At 71.6% G+C, this 15,871-nt stretch carries 13 protein-coding genes; all 13 read left to right on the top strand.

What is annotated here, in order from left to right:
• Window positions 1-18: 18 nt before the first annotated feature.
• On the top strand, window positions 19-1,410 hold the full coding sequence (lysA, locus tag ACZ4W9_RS06105) for a diaminopimelate decarboxylase (RefSeq protein WP_467933521.1): 1,392 nt from the start codon (window positions 19-21) through the stop codon (window positions 1,408-1,410).
• A 162-nt stretch (window positions 1,411-1,572) separates the two neighbouring features.
• Complete coding sequence (locus ACZ4W9_RS06100; RefSeq protein ID WP_318201389.1) at window positions 1,573-2,865, top strand: homoserine dehydrogenase; 1,293 nt, start codon at window positions 1,573-1,575, stop codon at window positions 2,863-2,865.
• 6 nt (window positions 2,866-2,871) lie between these two features.
• On the top strand, window positions 2,872-3,930 hold the full coding sequence (gene thrC / locus ACZ4W9_RS06095) for a threonine synthase (RefSeq protein ID WP_467933520.1): 1,059 nt from the start codon (window positions 2,872-2,874) through the stop codon (window positions 3,928-3,930).
• Window positions 3,931-4,203: 273 nt separating this feature from the next.
• Complete coding sequence (gene thrB, locus ACZ4W9_RS06090; RefSeq protein WP_467933518.1) at window positions 4,204-5,121, top strand: homoserine kinase; 918 nt, start codon at window positions 4,204-4,206, stop codon at window positions 5,119-5,121.
• Window positions 5,122-5,543: 422 nt separating this feature from the next.
• A complete protein-coding gene (rho, locus tag ACZ4W9_RS06085) occupies window positions 5,544-7,568 on the top strand; it encodes a transcription termination factor Rho (protein WP_467933517.1) in 2,025 nt (674 codons plus the stop codon).
• 358 nt (window positions 7,569-7,926) lie between these two features.
• Window positions 7,927-9,057 (top strand): LCP family protein, encoded by a 1,131-nt coding sequence (locus ACZ4W9_RS06080; RefSeq protein ID WP_467933516.1) that lies wholly within the window; start codon window positions 7,927-7,929, stop codon window positions 9,055-9,057.
• 149 nt (window positions 9,058-9,206) lie between these two features.
• A complete protein-coding gene (rpmE, locus tag ACZ4W9_RS06075) occupies window positions 9,207-9,428 on the top strand; it encodes a 50S ribosomal protein L31 (protein ID WP_030740744.1) in 222 nt (73 codons plus the stop codon).
• Between the two features lie 109 nt (window positions 9,429-9,537).
• Window positions 9,538-10,605: a peptide chain release factor 1 gene (gene prfA / locus ACZ4W9_RS06070; protein WP_467933515.1), complete on the top strand. Its 1,068-nt coding sequence runs from the start codon at window positions 9,538-9,540 to the stop codon at window positions 10,603-10,605.
• A 35-nt stretch (window positions 10,606-10,640) separates the two neighbouring features.
• Window positions 10,641-11,486 carry a peptide chain release factor N(5)-glutamine methyltransferase gene (gene prmC / locus ACZ4W9_RS06065; protein WP_467933513.1) on the top strand — a complete coding sequence of 282 codons (846 nt, stop codon included), beginning with the start codon at window positions 10,641-10,643 and terminating at the stop codon, window positions 11,484-11,486.
• A 52-nt stretch (window positions 11,487-11,538) separates the two neighbouring features.
• A complete protein-coding gene (locus ACZ4W9_RS06060) occupies window positions 11,539-12,186 on the top strand; it encodes an L-threonylcarbamoyladenylate synthase (protein ID WP_467933512.1) in 648 nt (215 codons plus the stop codon).
• Window positions 12,183-12,860, top strand: a complete 678-nt coding sequence (locus ACZ4W9_RS06055) for an arsenate reductase/protein-tyrosine-phosphatase family protein (protein WP_467933511.1) — start codon at window positions 12,183-12,185, stop codon at window positions 12,858-12,860. The genes ACZ4W9_RS06060 and ACZ4W9_RS06055 overlap by 4 nt, the downstream gene beginning before the upstream one ends.
• 73 nt (window positions 12,861-12,933) lie before the next feature.
• Entirely contained in the window at window positions 12,934-14,172 is a 1,239-nt protein-coding gene (locus tag ACZ4W9_RS06050; protein ID WP_467933509.1) for a serine hydroxymethyltransferase, read from the top strand.
• A 161-nt stretch (window positions 14,173-14,333) separates the two neighbouring features.
• On the top strand, window positions 14,334-15,647 hold the full coding sequence (locus ACZ4W9_RS06045; RefSeq protein ID WP_467933508.1) for an MraY family glycosyltransferase: 1,314 nt from the start codon (window positions 14,334-14,336) through the stop codon (window positions 15,645-15,647).
• Window positions 15,648-15,871: the final 224 nt, after the last annotated feature.

The following is a 15,871-nucleotide window of genomic DNA, read 5'->3' as shown; positions in this document are numbered from 1 at the left end:
GAGCCTGAGAATCACGTCATGAGCCGTTCCGCCCATCCCGCCGGGCCCCGCCACGCCGACGTCCTGCCCGAGGGGCACCACCCCGCGCCGCCCGCCGACCTCAACGCCCTGGACCGGAAGGTGTGGGCCCAGACCGTCGCGCGCGGCGACGACGGTGTGGTCGGTGTCGCGGGCATCCCCGTCACCCGGCTCGCCGAGGAGTTCGGCACGCCCGCCTACATCCTCGACGAGGCCGACTTCCGGGCCCGCGCGCGGGCCTGGCGCACCGCGTTCGGCCCGGACGCCGACGTGTTCTACGCCGGCAAGGCCTTCCTCTCCCGGGCCGTCGTGCGGTGGCTGGACGAGGAGGGGCTGAATCTGGACGTGTGCTCCGGTGGCGAGCTGGCCACCGCGCTGTCCGCGGGGATGCCCGCCGAGCGCATCGCCTTCCACGGCAACAACAAGTCCGTCGAGGAGATCCGCCGGGCCGTCGAAGCCGGCGTCGGGCGGATCGTGCTCGACTCCTTCCAGGAGATCGTGCGGGTCGCCCACACCGCCCAGTCCCTCGGCAGGCGGCAGAAGGTCCAGATCCGGATCACCGTGGGCGTCGAGGCGCACACGCACGAGTTCATCGCCACCGCCCACGAGGACCAGAAGTTCGGCATCCCGCTCGCCGGCGGGCAGGCGGCGGAAGCCGTGCGGCGGGCGCTCCAGCTCGACGGGCTGGAGCTGATCGGGATCCACTCGCACATCGGCTCGCAGATCTTCGACATGTCCGGCTTCGAGGTCGCCGCGCACCGGGTCGTCGGCCTGCTGAAGGACATCCGTGACGAGCACGGCGTCGAACTGCCCGAGATCGACCTCGGCGGCGGGCTCGGCATCGCCTACACCAGTGCCGACGACCCGCGCGAGCCGCACGAGATCGCCAAGGCGCTCACCGAGATCGTCACCCGCGAGTGCGAGGCCGCCCGGCTGCGCACGCCCCGCATCTCGGTGGAGCCCGGGCGGGCCATCGTCGGACCCACCGCCTTCACCCTGTACGAGGTCGGCACGGTCAAGCCGCTCGACGGGCTGCGGACCTACGTCTCCGTCGACGGCGGCATGTCGGACAACATCCGCACCGCGCTGTACGACGCGGAGTACAGCGTCGCGCTCGTCTCCCGCGCCTCCGACGCCGAGCCGGTGCTCGCCCGCGTCGTCGGCAAGCACTGCGAGAGCGGGGACATCGTGGTCAAGGACGCGTTCCTGCCGGGCGACCTGGCACCGGGCGACCTCGTCGCCGTGCCGGCCACCGGCGCGTACTGCCGGTCCATGGCCAGCAACTACAACCACGTCCTGCGGCCGCCCGTCGTGGCCGTCCGGGACGGCGAGGCCCGGGTGATCGTCCGGCGCGAGACGGAGGAGGACCTCCTGCGCCTCGACGTCGGGTGACGCACCCCCCGAGAACGACGGGGGCGGAAAGAACGGAAGATCTCCGGTCTTCGGCCCCCGCACAAATGAAATAGATGTCTCACGATCCGGACGAAGGGTAGAAACTCCCGTCCGGTGAGTGAGACTGGACCAACCGTAGACGGTATGAGGAAACGAGGTCGGATGATGCGTACGCGTCCGCTGAAGGTGGCGCTGCTGGGCTGTGGAGTGGTCGGCTCAGAGGTGGCGCGCATCATGACGACGCACGCCGCCGATCTCGCCGCCCGCATCGGCGCGCCGGTCGAACTCGCCGGCGTGGCCGTACGGCGCACCGGCAAGGCGCGCGAGGGCATCGACCCCGCGCTCGTCACCACCGACGCCACCGCCCTGGTCAAGCGCGGGGACATCGACGTCGTGGTCGAGGTCATCGGCGGGATCGAGCCCGCCCGGACGCTCATCACCACCGCCTTCGAGCACGGCGCCTCCGTCGTCTCCGCCAACAAGGCGCTGCTCGCCCAGGACGGCGCCGCCCTGCACGCGGCGGCCGAGGCGAACGGCAAGGACCTCTACTACGAGGCCGCCGTCGCCGGCGCCATCCCGCTGATCCGGCCGCTGCGCGAGTCCCTCGCCGGCGACAAGGTCAACCGGGTCCTCGGCATCGTCAACGGCACGACCAACTTCATCCTCGACAAGATGGACTCCACCGGCGCCGGCTACCAGGAGGCCCTGGACGAGGCCACCGCCCTCGGGTACGCGGAAGCCGACCCGACCGCCGACGTCGAGGGCTTCGACGCCGCCGCCAAGGCCGCGATCCTCGCCGGCATCGCCTTCCACACGCGCGTCCGCCTGGACGACGTCCACCGCGAGGGCATGGCCGAGGTCACCGCCGCCGACTTCCGCTCCGCCAAGGAGATGGGCTGCACCATCAAGCTGCTCGCCATCTGCGAGCGCTCGAAGGACGGGACGTCGGTCACCGCGCGGGTGCACCCCGCGATGATCCCGCTCAGCCACCCGCTCGCCTCCGTGCGCGGCGCGTACAACGCCGTCTTCGTGGAGAGCGACGCCGCCGGGCAGCTGATGTTCTACGGCCCCGGCGCCGGCGGCTCGCCCACCGCCTCCGCCGTCCTCGGCGACCTGGTGGCCGTCTGCCGCAACCGGCTCAACGGCGCCACCGGCCCCGGCGAGTCGGCCTATGCCGACCTGACCGTCTCCCCGATGGGCGACGTCGTCACCCGGTACCACATCAGCCTCGACGTGGCCGACAAACCGGGCGTGCTCGCCCAGGTCGCCACCGTTTTCGCCGAGCACGGCGTGTCCATCGACACGGTTCGGCAGCAAGGCAAGGACGGCGAGGCATCTCTCGTCGTCGTCACCCACCGGGCCTTTGACGCCTCCCTGTCCGGGACCGTCGAGGCGCTGCGCAAGCTCGACACCGTGCGGGGTGTCGCCAGCATCATGCGGGTTGAAGGAGAGTAACCAGCAATGACCCACCAGTGGCGCGGAATCATCGAGGAGTACCGGGACCGGCTGCCCGTCTCCGACACCACGCCGGTCGTGACGCTCCGCGAGGGCGGCACGCCCCTCGTGCCCGCGCAGGTGCTCTCCGAGCGCACGGGCTGTGAGGTCCACCTGAAGGTGGAGGGGGCCAACCCCACCGGGTCCTTCAAGGACCGCGGCATGACCATGGCGATCAGCAAGGCCAAGGAGGAGGGGGCGAAGGCCGTCATCTGCGCCTCCACCGGCAACACCTCCGCCTCCGCCGCCGCGTACGCGGTGCGGGCGGGCATGGTCTCGGCCGTCCTGGTGCCGCAGGGCAAGATCGCCCTCGGCAAGATGGGCCAGGCCCTCGTGCACGGCGCGAAGATCCTCCAGGTCGCCGGCAACTTCGACGACTGCCTCACCCTCGCCCGCTCGCTCAGCGAGAACTACCCCGTGGCGCTGGTGAATTCGGTCAACCCGGTGCGGATCGAGGGCCAGAAGACGGCCGCCTTCGAGATCGTGGACATGCTCGGCGACGCGCCCGACATCCACGTCCTCCCGGTCGGCAACGCGGGCAACATCACCGCGTACTGGAAGGGCTACCAGGAGTACGCCGCCGACGGCGTCTCCACCCGCACCCCGCGGATGTGGGGCTTCCAGGCCTCCGGCAGCGCCCCGATCGTGCGCGGCGAGGTCGTCAAGGACCCGTCGACCATCGCCACCGCCATCCGCATCGGCAACCCGGCCTCCTGGCAGCGCGCCCTGGCCGCGCGCGACGAGTCCGGCGGCGCCATCGACGAGGTGACGGACCGTGAGATCCTGCGCGCCTACCGCCTGTTGGCCGCGCAGGAGGGCGTCTTCGTGGAGCCCGCCTCCGCCGCCTCGGTGGCCGGTCTGCTGAAGGCCGCCGAGCAGGGCAAGGTCGACCCGGGCCAGCGCATCGTGTGCACGGTCACCGGCAACGGCCTGAAGGACCCGGACTGGGCCGTCGCCGGCGCCCCGCAGCCGGTCACCGTCCCGGTCGACGCCGCCACCGCGGCCGAGCGCCTCGGCCTCGCCTGAGCGCCCCGAACCGGGAAATCCCTGACAAGGTGCACAGGGGGCTTACGACACGCATCGTGCGCCTCCTGTGCGCCCTATGTCGCCACAGAACCTTCCTTCGATAGGCTGTAGCGAACCCGCCTGCCGCATATGCCCTCGCGCATGGCAGGCGCCGCGCCGTCTCCGCGGCCCGACGGGTGTTCGTACGTCAGTCATCGGCAGTCCACCGAATGACCATCGAATCCATCGAGCGTCATTCGACCGCAAACGCAGCTCAAGGAGAGTCTTCGAGCGATGGCCGGTCCAGCGTTCCGCGCCGCCGCCGTCCGGGTGCGCGTCCCCGCCACCAGCGCCAACCTCGGCCCGGGCTTCGACGCCCTGGGCCTCGCGCTGGGGCTCTACGACGACGTGGTCGTCCGGGTCGCCGACTCCGGGCTGCACATCGACATCGCGGGCGAGGGCAGCGAGACCCTGCCGCGGGACGAGAGCCACCTCCTCGTCCGCTCCCTGCGGACGGCCTTCGACCTGCTGGGCGGACAGCCCCGCGGTCTGGAGATCGTCTGCGCCAACCGCATCCCGCACGGCCGCGGCCTCGGCTCCTCCTCCGCCGCCATCTGCGCCGGCATCGTCGCCGCCCGCGCCGTGACCATAGGCGGCGAGGCCCGCCTGGACGACGCCGCGCTGCTGGAACTGGCCACCGAGATCGAGGGCCACCCCGACAACGTGGCCGCCTGTCTGCTCGGCGGTTTCACCCTGTCCTGGATGGAGGCCGGCACCGCCCGTGCCATCAGGATGGAGCCGCACGATTCCATCGTTCCGGTGGTTTTCGTGCCCGGAAAGCCGGTACTGACCGAGACCGCGCGCGGACTGCTCCCGCGCAGCGTGCCGCACGTGGACGCCGCCGCCAACGCGGGCCGCGCCGCCCTGCTGGTCGAGGCCCTGACCAGGCGCCCCGAGCTGCTGCTGCCCGCCACCGAGGACCGCCTCCACCAGGAGTACCGCGCCCCGGCCATGCCCGACAGCGCCGCACTGGTGGAGCGGCTGCGCGCCGACGGTATTCCGGCCGTCATCTCCGGCGCCGGTCCCACCGTCATGGCCCTCGCCGACGCCGACAGCGCCGACAAGGTCTCCCACCTCGCGGGTGAGGGCTGGGCCGCCAACCGGCTGGACCTGGATGTGCAGGGAGCGAGCGTCCTGCCGCTCGCGACGTGACACACGGTTGCCGGATTTGGAGAGGGGAATGTTTGTTGGATCCGGTAGTGTTAATCTCAAGTCTGCACCCGACCTCACCATGGCGAGGTGCCTCGTGTCCCCGTCCGGGACAGACATTCTTCCGGGAGCCTCCCGGGCCACTCCGTGACCCTTGCGCCGTACCTGGGCAGTACGACGTACGCGGACACTGAGCGGGCCACAGGTGGGGGTACCCCCCTCCGGGGGAGCTCCGGAGCAGGTGCTACCACGCCACGTGACACTGGGTGCCACGGCTCGCGGAAGCGCCGTCACCGCACATTATCTTCCGCCGCTTTGGCGGACCACCGCCCCGGCACGGTTCACAGAAGACAGGACCGTAGCCGGACAGCACAACCGGTCGCCGAGCCAGACAGGCCGACGTCCGCTCCAGGGAAGGACCCTTCGTGAGCGACACCACCGATCTGATGGGCGCACGTGTCGAGGACACCGCTGCCGCGCCCGCCACGGACGCCTCCGCGCCTGCCGCCGGTGCCGGGTCCCGGCGGCGCCGCGGTACCGGCCTCGAGGGCATGGTGCTGGCCGAGCTGCAGCAGGTCGCCTCGGGCCTCGGGATCAGGGGCACGGCGCGGATGCGCAAGAGCCAGCTGATCGAGGTCATCAAGGAGGCGCAGGCCGCCGGGGGCGCCGCTCCCAAGGCCGAGGCCGCCGCCACCGAGACCAAGCCGAAGCGCCGGGCCACCTCCCGGACGCGCACCGGCGAGGAGACCGCCGGCAAGAAGGCGGAGAAGGCCGCCGAGGCCCCCGCCGAGAAGGCCGCGGCCCAGCAGCAGATCGAGATCCCGGGCCAGCCGGCCGGGGACACCGCCCGCGCGGCTGCCGAGCGCGGGGGAGACGACGCCCCGACCGAGCGCCGTCGCCGCCGCGCCACGGCCGACGCGGGCAGCCCGGCCCAGAACGGCGCCGAGACCGTCGCCGCCGAGGCCCGCACCGAGTCCAAGGCCGAGACGCCGGCCCAGCCGCAGCAGGGCGACGCCAAGGGCGACGCCGGTGACGGCGAGGGCCGTGGCCGCCGGGACCGCCGCGAGCGCGGCCGCGACCGGGAGCGGGACCGTGACCGGGACCGGGACCGTGACCGCCGTAACAAGGGCGACGAGCAGCAGGGCGGCCAGCAGCGTCAGCAGCAGGGCCAGCAGCAGGGCGGCCGTCAGGACAGCCGGCAGGACGACGACGACTTCGAGGGCGGCCGCCGTGGCCGCCGCGGCCGCTACCGCGACCGCCGTGGCCGTCGCGGCCGCGACGAGATCGCCGAGCCGCAGCTCGCCGAGGACGACGTCCTGATCCCCGTCGCGGGCATCCTGGACATCCTCGACAACTACGCCTTCATCCGGACCTCCGGCTACCTGCCGGGTCCGAACGACGTCTACGTCTCCCTCGCCCAGGTCCGCAAGAACGGCCTGCGCAAGGGCGACCACGTCACCGGCGCGGTCCGCCAGCCGAAGGAGGGCGAGCGCCGCGAGAAGTTCAACGCGCTGGTCCGCCTGGACTCCGTCAACGGCATGGCGCCCGAACACGGCCGCGGCCGCCCGGAGTTCAACAAGCTGACCCCGCTCTACCCGCAGGACCGGCTCCGCCTGGAGACCGACCCGGGCGTGCTGACCACCCGGATCATCGACCTGGTCTCGCCGATCGGCAAGGGCCAGCGCGGTCTGATCGTGGCCCCGCCGAAGACCGGCAAGACCATGATCATGCAGGCGGTCGCCAACGCGATCACGCACAACAACCCCGAGTGCCACCTGATGGTCGTCCTCGTCGACGAGCGTCCGGAAGAGGTCACCGACATGCAGCGGTCGGTCAAGGGCGAGGTCATCTCCTCGACCTTCGACCGTCCGGCCGAGGACCACACCACGGTCGCCGAGCTGGCCATCGAGCGCGCCAAGCGCCTGGTCGAGCTGGGTCACGACGTGGTCGTGCTGCTGGACTCGATCACCCGTCTGGGCCGCGCCTACAACCTGGCGGCGCCGGCCTCCGGCCGCATCCTGTCCGGTGGTGTCGACTCGACCGCGCTCTACCCGCCGAAGCGGTTCTTCGGCGCGGCGCGCAACATCGAGGACGGCGGCTCGCTGACCATCCTCGCCACCGCCCTGGTGGACACCGGGTCCCGCATGGACGAGGTGATCTTCGAGGAGTTCAAGGGCACCGGCAACATGGAGCTGAAGCTCGACCGGAAGCTCGCGGACAAGCGGATCTTCCCCGCGGTGGACGTGGACGCGTCCGGCACCCGCAAGGAGGAGATCCTGCTCGGCGCCGAGGAGCTGGCGGTCGTCTGGAAGCTCCGCCGGGTGCTGCACGCGCTGGACCAGCAGCAGGCCATCGAGCTGCTGCTGGACAAGATGAAGCAGACCAAGTCGAACGTCGAGTTCCTGATGCAGATCCAGAAGACGACGCCGACGCCCGGCAACGGCGACTGAGCGTCCGGGCACTGCCGGGGAAAGGCCGCCTCCCTTCGGGGGAGGCGGCCTTTCCCCGTCTTCCGGCACCGCCGCTGCCCCTTCCGGCACCGCCTATGGCGAGATCTTCGCCACAGCGCCCCCGGTGCCCGCCCACCGCCGGGCGCACCGTCGGCGGCCCCGAAACCGCAGGTGAGCGCCGTCCGCCCGGCATGCCCGACTACACACCGTGGCGATTTCCGTACACGGCGGCCACTGTGCGTTGTGCAACCCTGTCCCGAGTTTCTCCGTCTGACCTGGCGGAGCGACGATGGAGCGGTGACGACCGCGCCCGACCCTGGCCGCAGGGGGTACCCGACCGCCGAGACCTAGGAGCGATGTGGCCGCCGAGAGCACGCCCGCCATAACCGAGCCGGGCACGACCGGACCCCGCCGCCGGGGGAAGGGGCGCCGCCGCAAGGCCCCCAGCACCGGTCGCAAGGCCCTGCGCGCGACCGCCTGGACGGCCGCGGGCGTCGTGGTGCTGGGCGGCGCCGGAGCCGGGTTCGTCTACTTCAAGCTCAACGGCAATCTCCGCAGCGTCGACCTCAACCAGGCCCTCGGCACCGACCGGCCCGCGAAGGTCGACAACGGCTCGCAGAACATCCTGGTCCTCGGCTCGGACACCCGCGCCGGCACGAACAAGAAGCTCGGCGGCGGCACGGACGACGGCAGCGCCCGATCCGACACGGCGATGATCGTCCATGTGTACGAGGGCCACAAACAGGCCAGCGTGGTCTCCATCCCCCGGGACACCCTCGTCGACCGCCCCGAGTGCACCGACACCAAGGGCACCGCCCACCCGGCCGCCACCGGCGTGATGTTCAACGAGGCGTACTCCACCGGGGGCGCGGCCTGCGCGGTCAAGACCGTCGAGTCGATCACCGGCATCCGCATGGACCACTACCTGGAGGTCGACTTCGAGGGCTTCCAGCAGCTCATCGACGACCTCGGCGGTGTCCGGATCACCACCACCAAGGACATCCACGACCGGCAGAGCCACCTCGACCTCAAGGCCGGCCCGCACACCCTGAACGGCGAGCAGGCCCTCGGTCTGGTCCGCACCCGGCACGGCGTGGGCGACGGCTCCGACCTCGGCCGCATCCAGCTCCAGCAGGCGTTCATCAAGGCCCTCATCGACCAGGTCAAGCACGTCGGCGTCCTCACCAACCCGAAGAAGCTCTACGACCTCGCCGACACCGCCACCAAGGCCGTGACGACCGACTCCGACCTCGGCTCGGTCAACGCCCTGATCGACTTCGCGGGGAGCCTGAAGGGCATCGGCTCCTCCCAGATGAAGATGGTCACGATGCCGGTCCAGTACGACCCGGCCAACCCCAACCGCGTCCTGCTGGACACCGCCAAGGCGCAGCTGGTCTGGAACGCCCTGCGGGACGACCGGCAGATCCCGAAGGCGGCGACGCGGGGCACGGCGACGGGCGAGGCCAAGGGCGTCGTCAGCGCCCCGTAGGACGTCCCGCGCTCCCCCCGGAATAGAACAGCGGCACCCCCGGTTTGGGTGGATGGCGCCAGTCCTGGCAGACTGGTACGTCGGCTCCGGTTCACGCCTCCGCATCCCGCGGCAGCGACCCGGCGCCCTCCCGAAACCTAGGAGACACCTTGAAGCGCGACATCCACCCCGCGTACGTCGAGACGCAGGTCAGCTGCACCTGCGGCGCGTCGTTCACCACCCGCAGCACCATCGAGTCCGGCACCATCCGGGCCGAGGTCTGCTCCGAGTGCCACCCGTTCTACACGGGCAAGCAGAAGATCCTCGACACCGGTGGCCGTGTGGCCCGCTTCGAGGCCCGCTTCGGCAAGGCCGCCGGCTCCAAGAAGTAGCGAGCCCCATTTCGCCGGTCCACGGCCACACCCCGCTCACGGGCGGGTGTGCCCGGGACCGGCGTTTTTGGTCGCCGCCCTTCCCTTCACCGCAGTACAGGAGCCCAAGATGTTCGAGGCCGTCGAGGAACTCGTCGCCGAGCACGCCGACCTGGAGAAGAAGCTCGCCGACCCGTCGGTCCACGCCGATCAGGCGAACGCGCGCAAGCTGAACAAGCGCTACGCCGAGCTGACCCCGATCGTCGCCACGTACCGCTCCTGGAAGTCGACCGGCGACGACATCGAGACCGCCCGCGAGCTGTCCGCCGTCGACCCCGACTTCGCCGCCGAGGTCAAGGACCTGGAGAAGCGGCGCGAGGAGCTGACCGAGAAGCTGCGCCTGCTGCTCGTCCCGCGCGACCCCAGCGACGACAAGGACGTCATCCTGGAGATCAAGGCGGGCGCGGGCGGCGACGAGTCCGCCCTCTTCGCCGGCGATCTGCTGCGGATGTACCTGCGCTACGCCGAGCGCGTCGGCTGGAAGACCGAGATCATCGACGCCACCGAATCCGAGCTGGGCGGCTACAAGGACGTCCAGGTCGCGGTGAAGACCCGCGGGCAGATCGAGCCCGGCCAGGGCGTCTGGGCCCGGATGAAGTACGAGGGCGGGGTGCACCGCGTGCAGCGCGTCCCGGCGACCGAGTCCCAGGGCCGCATCCACACCTCCGCGGCCGGCGTGCTCGTCACGCCCGAGGCCGAGGAGGTGGACGTGGAGATCAACCCCAACGACCTCCGCATCGACGTCTACCGGTCCTCCGGCCCCGGCGGCCAGTCCGTGAACACCACCGACTCCGCCGTGCGCATCACGCACATCCCGACCGGCGTCGTCGCCTCCTGCCAGAACGAGAAGAGCCAGCTGCAGAACAAGGAGCAGGCGATGCGTATCCTGCGTTCCAGGCTGCTCGCCATGGCGCAGGAGGAGGCGGAGCGCGAGGCCGCCGACGCCCGCCGCAGCCAGGTCCGCACCGTGGACCGCTCCGAGAAGATCCGCACCTACAACTTCCCGGAGAACCGCATCTCGGACCACCGCGTCGGCTTCAAGGCGTACAACCTGGACCAGGTCCTGGACGGCGACCTCGACGCGGTCATCCAGGCCTGCGTCGACGCCGACTCGGCGGCGAAGCTCGCCGCCGCGTAAGACCCGTACGCACGAGTACGACACGGAGGAGACGCGTGAACCTGCTGCTCGCCGAGGTGGCCCAGGCCACCCAGCGGCTGGCCGACGCCGGTGTGCCCTCGCCGCGCAACGACGCGGAGGAGCTGGCCGCCTTCGTGCACGGCGTGAAGCGCGGTCAACTGCACTCCGTGAAGGACGCCGACTTCGACGCCCGGTACTGGGAGGTCATCGCCCGGCGCGAGCAGCGCGAGCCGCTGCAGCACATCACCGGGCGGGCCTACTTCCGCTATCTGGAGCTCCAGGTCGGGCCCGGGGTGTTCGTGCCCCGGCCGGAGACCGAGTCGGTGGTCGGCTGGGCGATAGACGCGGTCCGCGCGATGGACGTCGTGGAGCCGTGCATCGTCGACCTGTGCACCGGCTCCGGCGCCATCGCCCTCGCCCTCGCCCAGGAGGTGCCGCGCTCGCGCGTGCACGCCGTGGAGCTGTCCGAGGACGCCCTCGTGTGGACCCGGAAGAACGTGGCCGGCTCCCGCGTCGACCTGCGCCAGGGCGACGCGCTGACCGCCTTCCCGGACCTCGACGGCCAGGTCGACCTGGTCGTCTCCAACCCGCCGTACATCCCGCTCACCGAATGGGAGTACGTCGCCCCGGAGGCCCGCGACTACGACCCGGAGCTGGCGTTGTTCTCCGGTGAGGACGGTCTCGACCTCATCCGGGGCATCGAACGCACCGCGCACCGGCTGCTGCGCCCCGGCGGTGTCGTCGTGATCGAGCACGCCGACACCCAGGGCGGCCAGGTGCCGTGGATCTTCACCGAGGAGCGGGGCTGGGCCGACGCCGCCGACCACCCCGACCTCAACAACCGGCCGCGCTTCGCCACCGCCCGCAAGGCGCTGCCGTGACCACCCCGACGACTTCCATCCCGCAGTACGTGTACGAGGAGGCCCGCTAGTTATGGCACGGCGATACGACACCAACGACGCGACCGACCGCGTGACGGGTCTGCGCGAGGCCGCGTCCGCCGTCCGCCGGGGCGAGCTGGTGGTCCTGCCGACCGACACGGTGTACGGCATCGGCGCCGACGCGTTCTCCTCGGAGGCGGTCGCCGACCTGCTCGCCGCCAAGGGCCGGGGCCGCAACATGCCCACCCCCGTCCTCATCGGCTCCCCGAACACCCTGCACGGCCTGGTCACGGACTTCTCCGAGCTGGCCTGGGAACTGGTCGACGCGTTCTGGCCGGGCGCCCTGACGATCGTCGCCAGGCACCAGCCGTCCCTGCAGTGGGACCTCGGCGACACCCGGGGCACGGTCGCCGTGCGCATGCCGCTGCACCCGGTCGCCATCGAGCTGCTCACCGAGGTCGGCCCGATGGCCGTCTCCTCGGCGAACCTCACCGGCCACCCGGCGCCGGAGGACTGCGACGCGGCCCAGGGCATGCTCGGCGACTCCGTCTCCGTCTACCTCGACGGCGGCCCCACCCCGGGCAACGTGCCGTCGTCCATCGTGGACGTCACCCGCGCGGTGCCGGTGCTGCTGCGCGAGGGCGCGCTCTCCGCGGAGGAGCTGCGCAAGGTCGTACCCGACCTCGAGGTGGCGAATTGACGGCCCCTGGGACGGGGCGCGGCATAGGCGGCGGGAGCTGGAGCGCGGAGGAGACGACGACGTTCGGGTTCCCCCGCGACACCTTCCGCATCCTCCACGTCAGCACCGGCAATGTGTGCCGCTCGCCCATCACCGAGCGGCTGACCCGCCACTTCGTCGCGGAGCGGCTCGGCGTGCTCGGCGGCGGTCTGATCGTGGAGAGCGCGGGCACCTGGGGCCACGAGGGCGCGCCCATGGAGTCCCACGCGGAGACGGTGCTCGCCGAGTTCGGCGCGGACGCCTCCGGCTTCGTCGGCCGGGAACTGCTGGACGAGCACGTGATCAAGGCCGACCTGGTGCTGACCGCCACCCGCGACCACCGCGCCCAGGTCATCTCCATGGGCCACTCGGCGGGTCTGCGCACCTTCACCCTGAAGGAGTTCACCCGGCTGGTCCGGGCGATAGATCCGGCCACCCTGCCGCCCCTGGAGGACGGCGTGGTCATGCGGGCCCGGGCGCTGGTGCGCGCGGCGGCGGCGCTGCGCGGCTGGCTGCTCGCCCCGACCGCCGAGGCGGACGAGGTGTACGACCCCTACGGCGCGCCCCTGACCTTCTTCCGGTCCATCGGCGACGAGATAAGGGACGCCCTGGACCCGGTGGTGACGGCACTGACGGGGGTCCCGGCGCGGGCGTAGGGCCCGCCGAGCCCCGACGCGGTCTCCGGCCTACATTGGAGCTACGTCACCGCCGACCGCCCGGGAGCCCGCCATGTCGGTCACCCACACCCTCGAGACCGACGTGCTGCGCCGGCAGGACCCGGCGATGGCCGAACTGCTGCTCGGAGAGCTGACGCGGCAGTCGACCACCCTCCAGCTGACCGCCGCCGAGAACTTCTGCTCCCCGGCCGTCCTCGCCGCCCTCGGCTCCGCGCTCGCCAACAAGTACGCCGAGGGCTATCCCGGCGCCCGCCACCACGGCGGCTGCGAGATCGCCGACGCCGCCGAACGCGCCGCCGTCGACCGCGCCAAGGACCTGTTCGGCGCCGAGCACGCCAACGTCCAGCCGCACTCCGGCTCCTCGGCCGTGCTGGCCGCCTACGCGGCCCTGCTGCGCCCCGGCGACACCGTCCTCGCCCTCGGCCTGCCCTACGGCGGCCACCTCACCCACGGCTCGCCGGCCAACTTCTCCGGCCGCTGGTTCGACTTCGTCGGCTACGGCGTCGACGCCGAGACCGGGCTGATCGACCACGACCAGGTGCGCCACCTCGCCCGCAACCACCGGCCCAAGGCCGTCGTGTGCGGCTCCATCGCCTACCCCCGCCACCCGGACTACGCCTTCTTCCGGGAGGTCGCCGACGAGGTCGGGGCCTATCTGATCGCGGACGCCGGCCACCCCATCGGGCTGGTCGCCGGGAAAGCGGCGCCGAACCCGGTGCCGTACGCGGACATCGTCTGCGCGACCACCCACAAGGTGCTGCGCGGTCCGCGCGGCGGGATGATCCTGTGCGGGGCCGAGCTGGCCCGGCGCGTGGACCGGGCCGTGTTCCCGTTCACCCAGGGCGGCGCCCAGATGCACACCATCGCCGCCAAGGCCGTCGCGTTCGGCGAGGCGGCGACCCCGGGGTTCGGCGGGTACGCCCATCGGGTGGTGGACAACGCGCGGGTGCTGGCCGGTCACCTGGCCGCCGAGGGGCTGGCCGTCACCACCGGCGGCACGGACACCCACCTGATCACCGCGGACCCGGCCCCGCTCGGCGTGGACGGCCGCACCGCGCGCGGCCGGCTGCTGGCGGCCGGACTGGTGCTGGACTGCTGTGTGCTGCCGCACGGCGACGGCCGCGGCCTGCGCCTGGGCACGGCGGCGGTGACCACCCAGGGCATGGGCGAACCGGAGATGGTGCGGGTCGCGGCGCTGCTCGCGGCCGTGCTGCGCGGGCGGACGGAGCCGGCCCGGGCGCGGGCGGAGGTCCGCGCGCTCACCGGCCGCTTCCCGCCGTATCCGGGCTGAACGGGGGTAGAAGCGGTCCCGTACCTCCCGGTGTGGACCGGTCCGGGAGGGGGCGTACGGCCCCGGGTGCAACCTCCGTCGCTACCCGGCCGTCCTCATCCATATGCATCCGTCGCTAGGGTGTGAGGCTGTGATGGCCAGCGAGACCTGTGGGGAAGCCCGTGCGTGAATACCTGCTGACGCTCTGCATCACGGCCGCGGTGACGTATCTGCTGACGGGGCCGGTACGGAAGTTCGCGATCGTGGCCGGGGCGATGCCGGAGATCCGGGCCCGTGACGTGCACCGGGAACCCACTCCGCGTCTCGGCGGTATCGCGATGTTCTTCGGCCTGTGCGCGGGCCTGCTGGTCGCGGACCACCTGACGAACCTCAGCGAGGTCTTCGCCAAGTCGAACGAGCCGCGGGCGCTGCTCTCGGGGGCCGCCCTGATCTGGCTGATCGGCGTCCTGGACGACAAGTTCGAGATCGACGCGCTGATCAAGCTGGGCGGCCAGATGATCGCCGCGGGCGTGATGGTCATGCAGGGTCTGACGATCCTGTGGCTGCCCATCCCGGGCGTCGGGAACGTCGCGCTGACCCAGTGGCAGGGCACGCTGCTGACGGTGGCCCTGGTGGTCATCACGATCAACGCGGTGAACTTCGTGGACGGCCTGGACGGTCTCGCGGCCGGCATGGTGTGCATCGCGGCCTGCTCGTTCTTCCTGTACGCCTACCGGATCTGGTACTCGTACGGCATCGAGGCCGCCGCCCCCGGCACCCTGTTCGCGGCCATCCTGATGGGCATGTGCCTGGGCTTCCTGCCGCACAACATGCACCCGGCGCGCATCTTCATGGGCGACTCCGGCTCGATGCTGATCGGCCTGGTCCTGTCGGCGGGCGCGATCTCGATCACCGGCCAGGTGGACCCGGACGCCCTCGCGCTGTTCACCGGCTCGGAGAAGGCGGCCGTCCACCAGACGGTGCCGGTCTACATCCCGCTGCTGCTCCCGCTGACCATCATCGCCGTGCCGGCGGCCGACCTGGTGCTGGCGATCGTCCGCCGCACCTGGCGGGGCCAGTCCCCGTTCGCCGCCGATCGCGGCCATCTGCACCACCGTCTGCTGGAGATCGGCCACTCGCACAGCCGGGCCGTGCTGATCATGTACTTCTGGTCGGCGCTGATCGGCTTCGGGGCGCTGGCGTACTCGGTCAACTCGGCGTCGATGTGGATCGTGCTGGGCGTGGTCTTCCTCAGCGCGATCGGCCTGGTCCTGCTGCTGCTTCCGCGCTTCACCCCGCGCGTGCCGCTGTGGGCCCAGCGCTTCGTGCCGCCGCGCTACCGCAGGCGCCGCCCGGCCCCCGAGGCCGCCGCGGAATCCGCCGCCGCCGAGGAGGGCGCCGAGAGCGCGGAGCGGTCCCCGGTCCCGGCCGGGATCTCGGGCGTCAACGGGGCGACCGCGATCGGCGCCCGATCGCGTTTCCCCGACCGCGGCTGAGACGGCCAAGGTAAGAATCTGACTAGAGCATTGCCAACTCGTGGGGGAGCAAAGCGCCCTAATACCAGACAACTGGGCGGCGTTTTTGCACAGACGGGCACGTTCACTCTCATGTGTGACAGCCAGCACACCCAACAGGTAAAGACCTCATCAAATAGTTTGTGATACGGTTCACGAGAACCCCGGATAGGACCGAGATGCCTCAGTGCGACGGTCCGCAGGTG

This window comes from Streptomyces sp. NPDC029296 (genome assembly GCF_055569255.1).
The sequence above is the reverse complement of the archived record's forward strand: the minus strand, read 5'-3'. Positions and strand labels throughout refer to the sequence as shown.